This is a genomic window from Sodalis sp. RH15 (assembly GCF_047324255.1).
Taxonomy (GTDB): Bacteria; Pseudomonadota; Gammaproteobacteria; order Enterobacterales; family Enterobacteriaceae; genus Acerihabitans; species Acerihabitans ligni.
Genome location: NZ_CP178738.1, coordinates 5713946 through 5728524, shown reverse-complemented (window position 1 = coordinate 5728524; position 14579 = coordinate 5713946). Strand labels below are relative to the sequence as shown.

The 14579-nt window shown below is 53.2% G+C and carries 15 protein-coding genes; 9 read left to right on the top strand and 6 right to left on the bottom strand.

What is annotated here, in order from left to right:
- The first annotated feature begins 39 nt into the window (after positions 1-39).
- Together ACL2XO_RS25930 and copC are read left to right on the top strand one after the other, a co-directional pair.
- The gene (locus ACL2XO_RS25930; protein ID WP_132924724.1) at positions 40-534 is read left to right on the top strand and encodes a DUF2946 domain-containing protein; all 495 of its coding nucleotides are present in this window, start codon (positions 40-42) and stop codon (positions 532-534) included.
- Positions 535-633: 99 nt separating this feature from the next.
- Positions 634-1011, top strand: coding sequence for a copper homeostasis periplasmic binding protein CopC (gene copC / locus ACL2XO_RS25925; protein ID WP_413725919.1), 378 nt, complete (start codon positions 634-636; stop codon positions 1009-1011).
- 211 nt (positions 1012-1222) lie between these two features.
- Here the strand turns inward: copC and ACL2XO_RS25920 are convergent, their stop codons facing one another.
- Positions 1223-1939 carry an aspartate/glutamate racemase family protein gene (locus tag ACL2XO_RS25920; RefSeq protein WP_413741865.1) on the bottom strand — a complete coding sequence of 239 codons (717 nt, stop codon included), beginning with the start codon at positions 1937-1939 and terminating at the stop codon, positions 1223-1225.
- 316 nt (positions 1940-2255) lie between these two features.
- Between ACL2XO_RS25920 and ACL2XO_RS25915 the strand changes: the two genes are divergently transcribed.
- Entirely contained in the window at positions 2256-3314 is a 1059-nt protein-coding gene (locus ACL2XO_RS25915; RefSeq protein WP_413725917.1) for an NAD(P)-dependent alcohol dehydrogenase, read from the top strand.
- Positions 3315-3320: 6 nt separating this feature from the next.
- On the opposite strand, the gene ACL2XO_RS25910 is transcribed toward ACL2XO_RS25915, so the two are convergent.
- Together ACL2XO_RS25910 and ACL2XO_RS25905 are read right to left on the bottom strand one after the other, a co-directional pair.
- The gene (locus ACL2XO_RS25910; RefSeq protein WP_132924731.1) at positions 3321-4274 is read right to left on the bottom strand and encodes an AraC family transcriptional regulator; all 954 of its coding nucleotides are present in this window, start codon (positions 4272-4274) and stop codon (positions 3321-3323) included.
- Positions 4275-4398: 124 nt separating this feature from the next.
- Positions 4399-5265, bottom strand: a complete 867-nt coding sequence (locus tag ACL2XO_RS25905) for an NmrA family NAD(P)-binding protein (RefSeq protein ID WP_203520455.1) — start codon at positions 5263-5265, stop codon at positions 4399-4401.
- Between the two features lie 141 nt (positions 5266-5406).
- Here ACL2XO_RS25905 and ACL2XO_RS25900 point away from each other — a divergent pair, with 141 nt between their 5' ends.
- The 4 genes from ACL2XO_RS25900 (at position 5407) to ACL2XO_RS25885 (ending at position 9616) form a co-directional block, all read left to right on the top strand.
- Positions 5407-6354, top strand: coding sequence for a LysR family transcriptional regulator (locus ACL2XO_RS25900; protein ID WP_413741864.1), 948 nt, complete (start codon positions 5407-5409; stop codon positions 6352-6354).
- 266 nt (positions 6355-6620) lie between these two features.
- Positions 6621-6983 carry a hypothetical protein gene (locus ACL2XO_RS25895; RefSeq protein WP_413741863.1) on the top strand — a complete coding sequence of 121 codons (363 nt, stop codon included), beginning with the start codon at positions 6621-6623 and terminating at the stop codon, positions 6981-6983.
- On the top strand, positions 6947-7936 hold the full coding sequence (locus ACL2XO_RS25890) for a hypothetical protein (RefSeq protein ID WP_413741862.1): 990 nt from the start codon (positions 6947-6949) through the stop codon (positions 7934-7936). Before ACL2XO_RS25895 ends, ACL2XO_RS25890 begins: the two co-directional genes overlap by 37 nt.
- A 24-nt stretch (positions 7937-7960) precedes the next feature.
- Positions 7961-9616 carry a hypothetical protein gene (locus ACL2XO_RS25885; RefSeq protein ID WP_413741861.1) on the top strand — a complete coding sequence of 552 codons (1656 nt, stop codon included), beginning with the start codon at positions 7961-7963 and terminating at the stop codon, positions 9614-9616.
- Positions 9617-9756: 140 nt separating this feature from the next.
- Here ACL2XO_RS25885 and ACL2XO_RS25880 read toward each other — a convergent pair whose 3' ends face one another.
- The 3 genes from ACL2XO_RS25880 to ACL2XO_RS25870 form a co-directional block, all read right to left on the bottom strand.
- Complete coding sequence (locus tag ACL2XO_RS25880; RefSeq protein WP_413725910.1) at positions 9757-10014, bottom strand: DUF1471 domain-containing protein; 258 nt, start codon at positions 10012-10014, stop codon at positions 9757-9759.
- 158 nt (positions 10015-10172) lie between these two features.
- Positions 10173-11489: an ATP-binding protein gene (locus tag ACL2XO_RS25875; protein ID WP_413741860.1), complete on the bottom strand. Its 1317-nt coding sequence runs from the start codon at positions 11487-11489 to the stop codon at positions 10173-10175.
- A complete protein-coding gene (locus ACL2XO_RS25870) occupies positions 11486-12226 on the bottom strand; it encodes a response regulator (protein ID WP_132924741.1) in 741 nt (246 codons plus the stop codon). Before ACL2XO_RS25870 ends, ACL2XO_RS25875 begins: the two co-directional genes overlap by 4 nt.
- 289 nt (positions 12227-12515) lie before the next feature.
- Here ACL2XO_RS25870 and ACL2XO_RS25865 point away from each other — a divergent pair, with 289 nt between their 5' ends.
- Together ACL2XO_RS25865 and ACL2XO_RS25860 are read left to right on the top strand one after the other, a co-directional pair.
- Positions 12516-12926, top strand: coding sequence for a DUF305 domain-containing protein (locus ACL2XO_RS25865; RefSeq protein ID WP_132924743.1), 411 nt, complete (start codon positions 12516-12518; stop codon positions 12924-12926).
- A 32-nt stretch (positions 12927-12958) separates the two neighbouring features.
- A complete protein-coding gene (locus tag ACL2XO_RS25860) occupies positions 12959-14416 on the top strand; it encodes a YncE family protein (RefSeq protein ID WP_413741859.1) in 1458 nt (485 codons plus the stop codon).
- Positions 14417-14579: the final 163 nt, after the last annotated feature.

Here is a 14579-nt window from a genome sequence, read left to right as displayed (position 1 = left end):
TCGGTTTTGGTCTCGCTTTTTCATCTATCGCAGCGACGCATGCCAGCGCTTATCGGGCTGGTAGCGATTCTGATGCTTTTTATCGGTCCGGTGGTATCCAAATCACTGGAACACCGGCGCGTGGGTGTTAACATCGACCCGGGTCATACGGTGGCAACCGCTGCCATGGCGATGGCCGGAATGGACATGTCCGATGATGAGATGAATGGCGACGGCATGTCCGCCATGTCCGAACCTGATAACAGCCAACCGGTACCGGTGCATGATGCTCGGCACGCCGGCCACGATAATCACCTCGCTCATTCTGCGTTATATGCCTGGACGGACGGTAGCACTTCGGGATTGATGAATGATATCGCCTGCGGCTATTGTCAGCTTTTGCTCCATCTGCCTTTAATGGCATGGCTATTCATTCCTTTTGTCTGGCTGATGTTGCTCATCTCACGCGCCCCGCCGGCCGCGATATTTACCCGTCCGTTACTTTCGTTTTTCCCAGGCGATCCACAGCCGCGCGCGCCACCCCTGTTTAATTAATCCATTTTTTAATGAAATAATCCGATCATTTTTCTTGCTCAATGCAGCGGGATGAATTTGTATGCGCAATATTAATTCCTAAATAACAGGTTAATAAATATGAACTCGAATATGTCAAAACGCTTTATTGCCACGGCTTTATTGATGGCAGGTCTGGCCATAAACCAGCAGGCACAGGCTCATGCCCATCTGGAAAGTGCTTCACCCGCGAATCAAAGCGTGGTGGAAACGTCACCAAAGCAATTGATTCTATCGTTTAGCGAAGGAGTGGAACCCGCCTTCAGCGGGATTGAGTTAAAGGATGGCGGAAGTAAAACCATCGCTACCGGCGAGGCGACGGTTGATCCGGCGGATAAGAAAAAGATGATTATCCCGTTATCCACACCGTTGGCCCAGGGTAAATACGAAGTTGATTGGCATGCGGTAGCGGAAGATGGTCACAAAACGAAGGGAAGCTACGAGTTTAATGTAAAATAAGAAGTTTAGGGCGCGCAGGGGACTATGGTCCTTTGCGCGCTCTACAGCATACGTAGCACAGTACGTTATTAACATAACTATGGCGATAGTATAATAGTGGCAGTGCGTGCAGTTAAAATATATAAAATTTGAATAAAGGTGATAGCATCAAATTCTTGAATTTATATAACTTCAAAATCTACTAAATACCTTATGCAGGAAAGCTATCCTATCAAATAACCTGATATCCTTCTTTTAAAGAGATGAAGTAACGGATTGCGGCTTCCGCCAAGCTATCTGCGGTATCTATCATGACAAAGGGCTTTGGCCCATCATAAATCAGCGGACTGATGTCAGTGCAAGCAACGAGTACCGCCTGCGCTCCGAGCGCCGCTGCTTCCGATAGTACGGAGTGCCAGCTTGCTGTTACCGCTTTATCTTTAAAACCTTTTTCTTTGACCAGTATTATGAGTTCGGTGGTATGTTCAAGCAGACCTGCTGACGAGACGACTTTTAAGCCGGCAGCGATAAGACGTTCCTGATAAAAACCGGCCTCAATGGTGGGCGCCGTCCCAATGATTGCAACGTTTTTTGTAGCATCCGGGATTTTTGCAATCGCGCAATCTGCCATATGTAATATAGGGATGCCTGCACCGGCCGCTTCAATATCGGCAAAATACCGATGTGCGAGATTACATGGAACCACGATGAAATTCACTTTCGCTTTCACCAGATCGGTAATGCCGCTTTGCAGCGCCAATATCATTTTTTTATCGTCTAGGTCCCGGCCAGGATAAAAGGGCGTCGGTAGAGAGATGATGTGCATTTTAGGAAAATCCATATCATCCTTCGCACCGTACAAGGATTGGCAAGTACTAACTAACATATCGATGAAAGGGGCCGTGGAACGTGGTCCCATCCCGGCAAGCACGCCGATTGTCAAAGGCATTGCAAATCCTCCTGATAGCATAAATGTGTTTCCAGTAACGGGAAACTATCATGGTCCGCGAGACTTTATATTTTACGGGCATGGCTATGCCAATCAATCAAAATATTGTTCAGTTAAGGTTAATTTGTTGGGGGTAAATAATCGGTAAACCACCCTTTCAAGTTATCTGTATTCCCCACGATATGAGCGCGCCATCGCATGCACCAGCATGGCGAAGCGACAAGCGGTTTGGGCAATAATCGGGAAGGATCGGGCTGACGCAGGCAAACACGGATAAGGTAGTGTCATGGAACTCATTTGATTAAAGGAGCGTTTCATGAAAACCATCGGTTATGCGGCGTTAAATGCGAACACGCCTCTGGCGCCATTTATCTTCGAGCGGCGCGCCTTGCGCGATAATGACGTGGCTATCGAGATTTTATACTGCGGCGTATGCCATAGCGATCTTCACCAAAGCCGGGACGATTGGAAAGACTGGGGACCCACGGCCTATCCCTGCGTGCCCGGCCATGAAATCATCGGCCGGGTGGTTGAAACCGGCGCCGGCGTTACCCGTCATGCCGTAGGTCAATGGGTTGCGGTGGGCACCATTATTGACAGCTGCCAGCATTGCGACCAGTGCCGCAGAGATGAGGAACAGATGTGTCGGGAATACCCAACGGTAACCTATAATGGGCACGATCGTATCAGTGGTGAAATAACCCGTGGCGGCTATTCCAAGCATATCGTCGTGCGTGAAGAGTTTGTCCTCAAATTGCCGGACGGGCTCGATCCATCGCGTGCCGCGCCTTTATTATGCGCAGGCATCACCGTTTACTCGCCGTTGCGCACCTGGCATGTCGGGCCGGGGTCGCGGGTCGGTGTTATCGGCATTGGCGGTCTTGGCCATTTGGCGGTGCGGCTGGCCGCCGGTCTTGGCGCCATAGTAACGGTTATTACCCGCACCGCGGAAAAGGCGGCGGAGGCCAAGGCCCTTGGCGCGGAGAAAATGCTGCTGTCAACGTCAACAGAAGATATGTCGGCTGCAAACGCTTCTTTTGACGTGATTATTGATACCGTTCCTGTCTCCCATGATGTGTCGCCTTATGTTCAACTGCTGGATGTCGAGGGTGCGCTGGTGATTGTCGGCAATTTGGGCGATATGGCCGGGTTCAACACCCTGCCGCTGATAATGGGCCGTCGGCGCATTACCGGCTCACCCTCGGGCGGGATTACCCAAACCCAGGAAATGCTGGATTTCTGTGCCAGAAAAGGGATCCTTCCCGACTGTGAAATCATTCCCATGCAGGACATTAATCAGGCCTTTGAACGCATGGAACATGGCGAGGTGAAGTACCGTTTTGTGATTGATATGGCGTCGCTGGCATTGCCATGAAGGTCATCAGAATGTGCTGGGATTGTTAAAGACGGGGGCGCGTAGCCCCTTCACATCCTTGATTGGCGGCGCGCCGAACATGCGCCGATATTCCCGGCTAAATTGGGTGACGCTTTCATAGCCGACCCGTACTGCCGCCGTGGCGGCATCTACGTTTTCCCCGATCAGCATGCGTCGGGCTTCGTGCAAACGCAGATGTTTTTGATATTGCAGCGGGCTCATGGCGGTCACCATGCGAAAATGGTGGTGCAGCGTTGATTGACCCATGCCGACGAATGCGGCCAGTTCGGCCATTTTTAACGGTTTATCAAAGTTTTCCCGAAGCCAGGTAATCGCCTTGGCGGTGCGGTGGCTTCGGGTGCCGGTGAGAACCGTCTCGCGCAGCCTGCCCCCTGCCGGGCTGGTGAGAATGCGATAAAGAATCTCCTGCTGTATGAGTTTTCCCAGATGAGGAAGATCCTGCGGTTTATCAAAGATGGCGATGAGTCTGGCAATGGCATCAAAAAGCTCAGGAGTTGCCGGACCGGTTGCCATTCCGGGACCTTTAACCGGCGAATGAGGACCGTGCTGTTCAATGTCAGCCATCAGTTGGCGCGCCATCTGCAAATCCAGCCGCATCAGTAACGAAATATAGGGCGCTTCGGCACTGGCCTGTAGAACTTCCGTGACGGTGGGGAGATTCACCGAGGTCAGCAGAAACCTTGATTCATCATATATATAGGTTGTTTCTCCCAGCTTCACTCTTTTGCGTCCACGTATAATCAGCGACAGGCTGGGTTCGTACAAATAGGACATTGGCGGAGTATATTCACATACCCGGGCAAAGCTAAGCCCTGATGCCGGGGTCATGCGCTCATTTTGGCCGCCCAGGAAGGCCATGATTTTCTCCGCCAATTCTCCGCGGACGCGTTCTGTGTCTTTGCTACGCTTTCGATCTTCTTCTCCCAGTTCAACAATCATGCTGGCCTCGGCGCTTTCTGCTCATGAGCGGGCAGGTTGCTTTCTCAGGGTAGGATTGCCTAATTTAACGTAATCCGGATGAATTAAGCAATGAACCGGATTAACGCCATGGGATGCCCGTTAATTATGCATCTTCCAATAACATCCCGCGTAACACCGTATCAAGCTCGACTTCACCAAAAAACCTGTCTGTTGTTTTGCCTTCAAACGTAATCCATTCATCATTGAAGCCATCAAGCATCTGTATTCGGGGCAGGGGGTTCTGCGCGCCCTGTGCCCGGAACAGCGATTCCCAGCTCGCGCGCGGAACCGCTTTTGCAACAATCGGGCGTCCCAGTATATCGGCGAAAGCCTTGGCAATATCGTTCGGCGAGACGCGCCGCGGCCCTTCCAACTCCACCACCCGTCGTCCTGACCAGCTCTGCTGCAGCACCATTGCCGCCACTCGTCCGATATCAGCCGTAGCAATCATCGGAACGGCTTTGTCCAGCGGCTGTAAATAGCTTTGGATAACGCCGCGATCGCGCGCCGCGTCAATGTCCAGCGCCGCATTCTCCATAAACCAGCCAGGCCGCAGGAAGGTGACGGGCACGCTTAATGCGGCCAGCTCTTTTTCCATCAGGGTACGTTGCGTCAGCAGATTGGTTTGGACGGCTTGAGCGCCGATGGTGGAAAGGCAAACCGCCTTTTCCGGCATCGCCGCCTTGATGGCGCTGGAAACGGCGGCAATGACCTTTCTGGCTTCAGGGAAGCCCGGGGCGGGATCAAATTCCGGGGGAGGGAGAATAAATACGCCGGTCGCGCCTTTGAATGCCTCGGTGAGCTGGGGGGCATTATCCATGTCGGCGATGGCGATTTCACATCCCTGCGCCCGCCAGTACGCGGCCTTGCCGATATCCCGCATAACGGCCCGCACAGGCTGATGCTCACTGAGCAATTTTCGCGCGGTTGCTCCCCCGACTTTTCCGGTGATACCCGTAATGACATACATTGAGTGAGCTCCTATGTAGCGTAAAAGAAGAAAAAGCAGATAAGGCGGGTACTCTTTGCCGGGGAAAGTATATAGTGGGCGCTATATTGACAGAATGAGTATCTGGTCATAACTTTAGTGACTTTAAATCACGAGTAAATCATGGGCTTTGACGGACGACTGCTTTCCAACATCAACGTATTGGCTGCAATAGTGCACAGCGGCAGTTTCGCACGCGCGGCCGAAGCACTGGGCATGACGCCTTCGGGGGTCAGCCGCGCGGTGAGCCGCCTGGAAGCCGGCATCGGCGTACGTTTATTCGATCGGACAACCCGCGCGGTGACGCTGACTGATGAGGGCAGGCGGCTTTATGAAGAGATTAGCCCGCTGCTGGCGGGCATCGACGATGCCGTCAATCTGGTCTGCGGCGCATCCACGGCCGTTCACGGACGGCTCCGGGTCAATGTCGATCCGTTTTTCTCCGGGCGAATGCTGGCGCCCCATCTCACCGCGTTTTTGGAGCGTTATCCCGGATTATTCCTTGAGCTTACGGTGCGCGATCAGTTAGGCGATCTGGTATCAGAAGGATTCGACATCGCCGTGCGCTTCGGACAGCCGCCGTCTTCTTCACTTATTGCGCGAAAACTGCTGGAAACACATACCGTTACCGTGGCTTCGCCGGAATATGTCCAGAAACACGGTTACCCCCGGACGCCGGAGGATTTGATACAACACGACTGTATCCAGATGCGCAGTTCCATGACGGGGCTGCCGTTGGAGTGGGAATATGTTTCCGACGGCAAGATCATTCCGGTAAAAATCGCCAGCCGGCTGCTGGTTAACGAGGCCGGTACGCTATTGGGAGCATGTCTTGCCGGCGCGGGCATTGCCCGGATTAAAGAGAGAGGGGTCAAAGGCTTGATCGCACAGGGACGCCTGGTAGCACTGCTTACCGACTGGTCGGGAGAGAAATTTCAGCTCTATGCGCTTTATCCTTCCAGGCATTTAGCGCCGGCAAAGGTGCGGGCATTTATTGACTTCGTGGTGGATATGCTCCGTTCAGAACCAAACGAGGCAATGGAAAATCATTTTGACACCAGGGCCGAGTAACAGAATCGAAATAGTGTCCACTGTAAAAAGCCATCAATTTTAACACGTTGAAAAAGCTTCCAGGCACGTTATGAAATAGCTTTTTGGTTAAAAACGTTATATGAATTTAGTCTGTATTTATTTTTGTGGTGAATATGATATTTAACACCTATGAATCTCTCTACGGATAATTATGTGTATATTGGAAGTGATCAGCATGGGTGAAATTTGACTAATCAATTCATACATAAGCAGTATTATACTAGTTAACACCAGGAGGTAATAGGGTGAATTATGAGGTGGGATCAATCAGGCCGTTACCAAAAATCTATCCCTATGAGCATGAGAGCAATATTTTAACAAAAAATATAATATCTGTATATTCTTCTGAAAATAAATTATCAAAAAATAATTCATCATTAAATGGCCGTGATCTTTATTATATGGCGATAGATTTTAATAACGAAAAAAAACCGATCATTAATGATGCACTCAATAGACAATGGAAACTAAAGCAACCCAAAAATAACATAAAAAGATTAATTTATGGTCTGCTGCTGGTTTCGCCTTTTAACAGCGGCTTTTTGCCCTGCAAACCTCCGAACAGGGATATTTGCTGCGTAAAATTCACCTTGATGATAGTTACCTGAGCATGCTGCGGCCGTTTATGGCGGATTGGCCGGTCCCGAAATGGGTGCCTCAGCATGAATTCACTCTGTTGGCCTTGAACAATGTCTCCGTGATGAAACAGCCAAACGAAACCTTGTCTGTTTTTCTTGAGCGCTACGCAGATTCCCATTACCAGATCTATCGGCTGAAAATCCACGATATGGGCTTTGAGGGGCCGGGGCCTACTTTTGCGGAAATTATGGATACGGCCGCCGGCTATATTGTTCCCTTTTATGGCTGCGTCAGCGCCATTAAGGCCGGGCAGCATCAGGTTGCATTCGCGGAGTGCCTGGTAAATGGCGCCCTGATAGGAATGCCGCTGGTCTTTACCGGCATCAAAGCGGGTTCTGGCCTGTTCCGCGCGGTGGTAATCGGTGCCGGCCGTACTATTGGCGGGCCGAGATTCAGCGCGTCAGGGCAGGTTGTCTTCAAGAACGTTGTCCCCGTCACGACGCAAATTTCCGGCGGCATCATGGCCGCCCGCGACCAATTAGGCAACTTTATGGATGTGATGGGAAAAGAGGTGCTCAGAAGCGTCGATCCGGGATTTGCGACGCTACGCTCGCTGAGCGTATTAACCAAAGGTTTCTATCTGGCGTTGCTGTGCAGGGCGTCGCTGGGGCTGGAGGGATGGCAACGCAATCTGGCCAAAGTTTCGGGCGATATCCCTAAGTTCGTGGTGGCGACCCACGCCCAGGATTTTCAAATTTCCTATGACAAGGACGGCTTCACGCCGCTCACCGTCAAAGTAAAAGGCGTCACGTATCCGGTTTTCCATATACAAAACAGCAGTATGGTGGCCGTGGAAACAGGCGAGCGGACCCCCGGCGGCCAACTGATGTTTGCCCAGTTGGATTTACAGAATCAGTTCGGCATCTATAAAAAATACTATTGCCTGTATATCGGCAGCGCCCGGTGCCAGATGAGGACCTAAGCTTATCCGGATTTCAAGATAGAAATGGATGCGAAGCTCCCCCGCCTGGCCGATTACACCCTTGATGATGTGGAGGACGTTTTGGGTTTACCCGCCGTCATTCATGACGACGCTACCCTGAACGTGCACATCGGCGAATTCCGGTATCTGCTGACGCCCGAAAAGAACGCCGCCACCTTCCTGCTGCGTCATCTCAAGCTGCCCGCCGCGCCGGCATTCCGGGTGGCTTATCTGGTCGGCAATGGCGATTTTGTCTTTGTGACGCCGATGGAGCCTATCAATGCCCATCACATCGGCGAGCAGTTGCGGCAAAAAATCGCCGATATTCCCCAGGCCACGCTGGCGACCCATATCGATATATTGTTGCCGCCGCTCTTTAACGGCGCCTTTAGCTACGGTAACAGTATGTTCCTGAAAATCGGCGATCGATTTTTGCCTATCACGCCGATTGACGGGCTTTATCATACTTTGCCCGGAGAAGAAGAGGCTGGGCCGTATAAAATTCGCTGGACACTGCGCTATGAGCTATTCACCGGCAGTTTCGATATTGTCGACATTGACGATTTCACCGCGCCGCACGGAAAAGGGGTAGGGGGGCACACTTCCAGGTTTGAAAGGCTCGCGCAGCGTGCTGACCTCAGGCTGTTTATCGTCAACAAAGAGCCCTCCCCTCTGGGGGAGCTATTGGAAAGAGCCTATGAAATACGGATTTTCCCCGATCGGCTGGCGGCGGCGCTCCTCACGAATGAAGGCGGCTTTCGTCGCTGGCTGCCGGCAACGGATGATATTCTGCCTACAGTGGTGACCAAGTTTACCCTCGCGGACACACCGCAGCCGATTTTCTGGGTGGATGATACACAGCAAATTTGGGTGCAGGCGCCGGACGGGGCTAAAACACGATTGTACCGTCCAAACATGAATCGTCCCGTGCTCGATATTATCGTCTCTCCCGACGGCGGCACGGCGGTATTGATTGTTGAGCGAACGGCACAGATGCAATCGGCGCTGTTTTATCATCTTCCGTACATGAGCAGCCGGGCGGCGCCGGCCGAGATAGATTTCTATCAAGAAACCCCGCTGGCGAGGCCTTATTTAACCGGACGGTCAAATTGGGTCACCAATCAAGGCGATTTATATGTCATTTGCGAAAAAAGCTGGTCCTCACTTAATGAAAACTCTCTTCGTTGGACCGTCCCCGAGGGCTACCAACCGGACTTTGTCTCGCCGGATCAGCGCTTTCTCGGCTACATCAGGCGTGACGCCGAAATGCACGATCAGCAGTTATTGCTGATTGATATCATATGCGATAAGTTACTGCATTTACGCCGCAGCCAGCCGGTGAATATTAAGGGATTCGGCGCAGGCAAGGTCTTGAGCGTCGCCTTTTCCGCTCTTAATGCATTGGCGGCGGTGGGTTTTTCCGATGGGTATATCGAGATATACCGCATCGTTGAAAACGATGATACGAATAATGCGCTTTCTCTCGGCCACGCGCGCATGCCGATGGGCCGGCTTGTCCTGGCGCAGGAGTGCTACTTCAAACCCAAGCAGATGGTGTTAGCATTCGACAATGCTTTTGACCGGTTATTGGTTTTTCATGATATCGGTGACTTTCACTCGGACCGTCAAGGCAACGGGACCTATGCCGTGTCGGAAATATATCTGGCCGATCTGGCATAACCATCGCCCTGGGATACTTTGCCGGTCACTCATTCAAATTATATTAATTAATGCAGGCGCTTTTCAAAACGAACCGGTAGCCAAGAGACATACTCTATATATGTCTCCCGGCGCCGGTTATATCGTCTTTCGCCCCGCGCTTATTTATAGATGTCAGCCGCACCGGAATAAGAGTTGTTGCCGCCTGCGGCAATGATACGATAATAACGGGCGCCGGCGGCATCCGCTTTCGTCGCCAGGTTACTCTGTAAATCGGAAAGCGTGCCGGCTCCGCTGTTGTCGGTAACCCGGCCGATGCGGGTCAGTCCGTGGGGCATGGTCGTTTCCGTTGCGGCAAGGCATGACAGGGAAACGGTGCTGAATATAATGGCGGTCAGGATCATTTTAACGGTTTTCATATTTCACCTCGTAGTGACAGGATTAAAGCGGAGGAGAGGAAGTTCTCCTTGGCCCGACGAGATGATTTAACCATTGCCATGTATCCCTACTATTTTCGCCGGCGGCGATAATGTAATCCGATGTAGCTTATTCCGCCCCAGCGACATAGGGATACAATTTAAACTGTCATGTCCGTGAGCGTTATTGTCACCGCCAGTCCGCCGCCGTCCCGATTTGCCAGTGCCAGGCTGCCGTCGAGGGAGGCCACCAGCTGCTGGGCGATAGCCAACCCAAGTCCTGTTCCTCCGGTCATACGATTGCGCGAACTCTCCACCCGATAAAACGGCTGCAGCACCGCGTACAGTTCCGCCGGAGGAATGCCCGGTCCCCGGTCCAGAACCTGAATGATGATGTTACCGGCGGCCTGTCCCACCACCACTTCGGCGCTACCGGAAAATTTCAGGGCGTTATCGATCAAATTACACAGGGATCGCCGTAGTGCATGGGGTTTGGTCAGCACCGATCCCGGCAGTTTGCCCGTCAGGGTAACAGGTTGCCCGGTATCCTGATAATCACAGACCAGGCTATCGATAAAGGCATGGGGCTGGATTCGGCAAGGCTTTTCGCTGCTGCTTTCGCTGGTGCGGGCATAGGCTACGCCCTCGCGTACCAGATGGGTCATCTCCTCAAGGTCCTGGAGCAGTTTGGCTTTGATGTCGTTTTCTTCCATCAGTTCGGAACGCAATTTGATGCGGGTTATCGGTGTTTGCAGATCGTGTGAAATTGCCGCCAGAATTTGCATCCGTTCCTTTAGATAAGCGGCGATACGATCCTGCATGGCATTAAAGGCCTTTGCCGCGTTACGCACCTCCACAGGCCCGCTCTCCGCCATTCTCACCGCCGCCGAGGTATCGGGATTCAGGGACTCCGCCGCACGCGTCAGCGCCACCAACGGGCGCACGGCATTACGGACCGCGAACCAGGTACAGCCCAAAAGCAACACCAACTGAATAACCAATACAATCGGCAGCCAGGTGGCAAACGGCATGGTGCGCGGGACGAGATCGAGGGTTAACGGGCTGCCGTCGCTTAACCGCATATGGGCTTGCAGACGTCCTTGATCACCGGGGATGGCGTTCACTTTCAAGTGGTACCGATCCCCCAGGGCTGCTTTTAATGAACGAGCGGTATCCCGTAATCGTTTCCCGGTGGGATAATCGCCGCTCCGGCCTTGCTGTAATAAGTAGTGATAATTAACCCGATCAAGTCGGGGGATCCAGGCGGGACGCTCAACGGCGGGGAGGCGATCGAGGATGGCAACGCTTGTGGCTACATCATATTCCAGGTTGCCCAGCATCATGGCTTTGGCGCTTTGCGCACGCTCAAGCAGTAGCAGGCCGAGCGTCAGGCCGTTGGCCAGCAATAAACCCAGCAGCAGAATCAGCAACAGGCGCGATACCAGTGTCTGCGGCCAGAGTCGCCAGGCGCGTTTCACTTGTTAGCCTCGGTTATCTCGACGGGCATGGCGAAAACGTACCCTTCGCTGCGCACGGTTTTGATATAGAAAGGCTCCCGCGCATCGTCGTTCAATCTCTGCCGTAAACGGCTGACCAGCAGGTCGATGGAACGCTCGAACAGCTCCGCATCGCGCCCTTGCGTCAGATTAAGCAATTGATCGCGGTTCAGCACCCGCTGCGGATGATCGAGGAAAACCCGTAATAAACGGTACTCGGCGCCGCTTAACGCCACCATCACGCCCTCATTGTCCACCAGATTACGCGCGGTGGTATCCAGCAGCCATTCGCCGAAGGCCAGCATGCGGGCCGCTTCGGTTATCTGTATATTGGGCGGCATCATCCTGGTACGGCGGAGTACGGCTTTGATACGCGCCAGCAGTTCGCGGGCCACAAAGGGTTTTACCAGATAATCGTCGGCCCCCATTTCCAGGCCGACAATACGGTCGGTATCTTCGCTTCTCGCCGTAAGCATCAATACCGGTATGCCTTTATGGTTTCCGCTGCGTAGTTCCCGGCAAAGCGTGAGGCCGTCATCCCCCGGCATCATGATATCCAGCACAATCAAATCCACCGGTGTGGTTTCCAGAAACGCGCGCATCTGCCGTCCGTCCGCCACCGCCGTGGTGCGTAAGCCGTTTTTTTGCAGGTAATCGGCAATCAGACTGCGAATTTCGCGGTCATCATCAACGATCAGGATATGATCGGTATGTTCCACAGTAGCGTCCTCTTTTAGGGGCGGGGCACGAATCGCCATCAGTTTACCCTAGTTCAACAGGGAAAACGGGCGGCTTTGTATCCCACTGTATCCGCCAACGCGGCGCTTTCAACCGGCGGATGCGGCCAGGGCCGATATTCACTGTTATGTCCGCTGAATTTCCTGCTGATCCCCACTACATAAAAATACAAATCCCCCGGTATCAGGAAACACTTCCGATACATCCCTTTGCTTTAATTGGCCGCATCTGACCGGCACGGTCATCCGCCATAACGCTGAAGGAAACCCTATGAACGCCATCTCCCGTTATCTCATTATCCTCGGCGGCGCGCTGCTGCTCTGCCAGGGCGCTGAAGCCCATAAACATGCCGACAGTGCGGCGTCCCCTGCGCAAACCGCCGCCGAGCAGCCGTTCCTGCAGGATAACGATCGGGCGATGAATACCATGATGGCCAATATGGCCATCAGCCCCTCCGGCAACGTGGATGAGGATTTTGTCGCCATGATGACGCCCCATCATCAGGGCGCCATTGATATGGCGGTGGCTCAGCTTCGCTACGGTAAGAACCCACAGCTCAAACGCATAGCCCAGGAAATCATCGTGACCCAGCAACAGGAAATTACCGCCATGTATCAGGCGCTGGGGAAACCGTTGCCTCCCGCCCTGCCGGCGCCGGATCAGATCTCGCCGGCCCGGTGAAACCACACCATAACGAATAGAAGGTAAGGATCATGAAACGACACTTTGCACGTACGGCGATGGCGACTGCCCTGGCGCTGACATCTTATTTGTCCTGGGCCGGGCAAGCGCCTTATGCCGCCGCCGCGCCGGACATTGCCATCAGCCACCGCGATCGCGTTTACGCGGCGGAACAGTTTTCCAATACCGTTTCGGTCACCGACCCCGCCAGCAATACTCTGCTGGGGGTTATCAAATTAGGGGATGCGCAGCCGGCCAACCTCAGCCCGCTCTACAAGGGGCAGGTTTTGGTGCACGGCATGGGCTTTTCCCCGGACGGCAGAACGTTGGCGGTGGTTTCCATAGGCTCCAACTCCGTCAGCCTGATCGATACGGCCACTAATGCGGTGAAGCATGTGACCTATATCGGGCGTTCGCCGCACGAAGCGTTTTTTACCCCGGACGGTAAAGAAATATGGGTCACGGTGCGTGGCGAAGATTATGTGTCTGTGCTTGATGCGGCCAGCGGGGAAGAAAAGAGCCGAATCAAGGTGCCTGGCGGGCCGGGAATGCAGATTTTCTCCCCTGACGGGCGGTACGGCTATGTCTGCTCATCCTTTAACCCCGAGACGGTGGTAATCGGCGTCAGCGATCATAAGATTGTCGGCAGCATCAAACAGGCCAGCCCGTTCTGTCCGAATATCGCCGCCACGCCGGATGGGAAACAGGTCTGGCTTACCCTGAAAGATACCGGCAAAGTGCAGGTCTTTGATGCAAAACCGCCTTTTTCCCTGCTGAAAACGCTCGATACCGGTCCGATAACCAATCATGTCAATATTGTCCGTAACGCAAAAGGCAGTTTCGCCTATGTGACCATCGGCGGACTCAATCGGGTCAATGTCTATCGTACCGATGATTTTACCCAGACGGCTTCAATTCCGGTGGGTAATCTGCCCCATGGCGTTTGGCCGTCCGGCGATGGCAGCAGGGTGTATGTCGGACTGGAAAACGCCGATGCATTGACCGCCATTGATACGTTGAGTAATAAGGTCATTGCCACCATACCCATCGGACAGGCGCCCCAGGCGGTGGCCTACGTTCCGAACGCCGTTCCCGCCGGCGACGGCATGCAAGGACTGCAACCGCTGGGCATTGCCGGCCAGGCGGTCCATTTGGCGCTGAAAAATGTCAACGCGGTACATAACGCGCCGCCGGCCACCACGCTTTCCCTCTTTGATCAGGGGATTACCCAAATATTACAGGCTTCGGCCACCGGGTTGGAACCCAAGCAAAACTATCTGCTGGGGCTCTCTTCACAGGCGGATGGCGGCGGCAAACTGGAACCCCTGTCTCAATTCATGACTAATCCGGCGGGTGCGGCAATTGTCAACGCGGTGGGGCCCATCAGGCAAATCGTGGACAGTCATCACGCTGATGAGCGCCGTTATCTGGTGATAGTAAAAGGTAACGCCGAAGGATATGGTAAACCCATTCAGATTCAGGTCCGGTAAGGCCGCGTCGAAAGGCCAAGCGCCGGATTGATACCTTAACGCAATTAGCCCGTTCCAGCATGTCTGATACGGGCACTGTGCTATTCACCTTTCCCGAAAGACCAACGCTATAAAATTCATCACCCTAATGAATAATCTATTTATAGTATTTAATAATTGTATG